We start from the raw sequence: 2,388 nt of genomic DNA on the forward strand, positions 1-2,388 counted from the left end.
CAACAGCGCCCGCTCCGACACCCAACCGGCGTCGAACAGCTCCAGACCCTCGTCACCCGACAGACCGGCCAGCCCACCCCGGTTCATCCGGTTGAGGTTGGTGTCCCCGAGGTCACCGGCCATGCCGCTCTGCTCCCAGGCGCCCCAGGCCAGCGAGGTCGCGGCCAGGCCCTGCGAGCGGCGGTGCTCCGCCAGCGCGTCCAGGAAGGTGTTCGCGGCGGCGTAGTTGCCCTGGCCCGGGCTGCCCATCACACCGGCGACGGAGGAGAACAGCACGAACGCCGCCAGGTCCAGGTCCCGGGTCAGCTCGTGCAGGTTGAACGCCGCGTCCACCTTCGGCCGCAGCACCGCCTCCAGCCGCTCCGGAGTGAGGGAACCGACCACACCGTCGTCCAGCACACCGGCCGTGTGCACGACCGCGGTGAGCGGGTGCTCGGTCGGCACGGCGGCCAGCAGCTCCGCCAGGGCGTCGCGGTCGGCGGCGTCGCACGCGGCGACCTCCACCCCGGCGGCGCCCAGCGCGACCAGCTCGTCCGCCAGTTCCCGCGCGCCCTCGGCGGCCAGACCGCGACGGCTGGTCAGGACCAGGTGCCGCACACCGTGCTCGGTCACCAGGTGACGGGCGACGAGCGAACCCAGCGCACCCGTACCACCGGTGACCAGCACCGTCCCGCCCTCCGCGAGCGTGATCTCCGCCCCTTCCGCCCGGGAGGCACGGACCAGGCGCGAGACGGCGATCCTGCCGTCGCGGACCACCGCTTCCGTCTCGTCCGAGCCGAGGACCGACCAGAGCAGCCCCGCGGTCACCGACTCATCGGCGTCCACCAGCACGAACCGGCCCGGGTTCTCCGACTGCGCCGAGCGGACCAGGCCCCAGACCGGCGCGTTGGCAAGATCCTCGGCCAGCGCACCGCTCGTCACGAACACCAGACGCGAGTCCGCGAAACGCTCCTCCGCCAGCCAGCCCTGCACCAGCGCCAGCGCGTCCCGGGCCGACCGGTGGGCGGCACCCACGACGCCCTCACCCCCGGACGGGGCGATCGGCGCGAACACCACCTCCGGCACCGAACCGGCCCCGGCCAGCTCCGCCAGACCGGCGAACGCCGTACCACCGGCGAAGACACCCTCCGCCGCACCGAGCACCGCCCATGAACCGGCCTCCGCCGCCGGCAGCGCCAGCACCGACCAGTCCAGCCCGAACAGCGCCTCGTGCGCCGCCTCCCGGCCCGCGGACAGCTGGTCGGTGAGCGGCCGCAGCGCCATCGACGCGACGGCGGCGACCGGGGCACCGGTCTCGTCGGCGGTCGCGATGGACACCGCGTCCTTGCCGGCGGGCGACAGCTTCACCCGCAGGACGGAGGCGCCGGTGGCGTACAGGGACACGCCGCTCCAGGCGAAGGGCAGCCACGAGCCCCCGGAGGTGGCCGTGTCCACGAACTCGCCCAGGGCCACCGCGTGCAGGGCGGCGTCGAGCAGGGCGGGGTGAAGGCCGAAGCCGTCGACCGACACGCCCTCGGGCAGCGCGACCTCCGCGAAGACGGCGTCCTCAAGGCGCCAGGCGGCGCGCAGGCCCCGGAAGACCAGGCCGTACAGCAGGCCGGTGGCGGCCAGGCCCTCGTACAGGTCCTCCACCTCGACCGGCTCGGCGCCCTTCGGCGGCCACACCGAGAGGTCGAACGCCGGCTCGGTGGAACTGGCCGCGAGGAAGCCCGTCGCGTGCCGCGTCCACGGCTCCGTGGCGTCCGCGTCATCCGAGCGCGAGTAGACGGCGACCGGACGGGAGCCGTCGGCATCGACCGCGTCCACGGACACCCGCAGAGCAACACCGCCCTGCTCGGGTAGCACCAGCGGGGCCTGGAGCATCAGCTCCTCGACCTGGCCGAAGCCCACCTGGTCACCGGCGTGGATCGCCAGCTCCAACAGGCCGGTACCCGGCACCAGGACCGAGCCCGACACCGCGTGGTCAGCCAGCCACGCGTGCGACTGGAGGGAGAGCCGGCCCGTCAGCAGGACACCGTCCGACTCGGGCAGGGCGATCGCCGCACCCAGCAGCGGGTGCCCCGTCACGGCCTGACCCAGCCGGCTCGCGTCACCGGTGGCGGAGGAGGTCGCCTTGAGCCAGAAGTGCTCGTGCTGGAACGCGTAGGTCGGCAGGTCGACGCGCTGGGCACCACGACCGGCGAACACCGCCTCCCAGTCCAGCTCGGCGCCTCGGGCGTGCAGGCCGGTGACGGCCCGGGTGAAGGTCAGCGCCTCGGGGCGGTCCTTGCGCAGGACCGGGGCGAAGTGCCCATCGGTGATCTCCTGCGCGAGGGCGGACAGCGTGCCGTCCGGGCCCAGCTCCAGGAAGTCGGTGACGCCCTGGGCCGCCAGGTAGGCGATGCCGTC

General features: G+C 74.2%; 1 protein-coding gene. It reads right to left on the reverse strand.

The genetic code is table 11. The annotated features are described in order from the left end of the window. Positions 1-2,388: type I polyketide synthase (locus ACFV1W_RS40450; protein WP_380422558.1), on the reverse strand; the 2,388-nt coding region annotated here is incomplete at both ends.

The organism is Kitasatospora sp. NPDC059648 (genome assembly GCF_042734825.1).
GTDB lineage: Bacteria > Actinomycetota > Actinomycetes > Streptomycetales > Streptomycetaceae > Kitasatospora.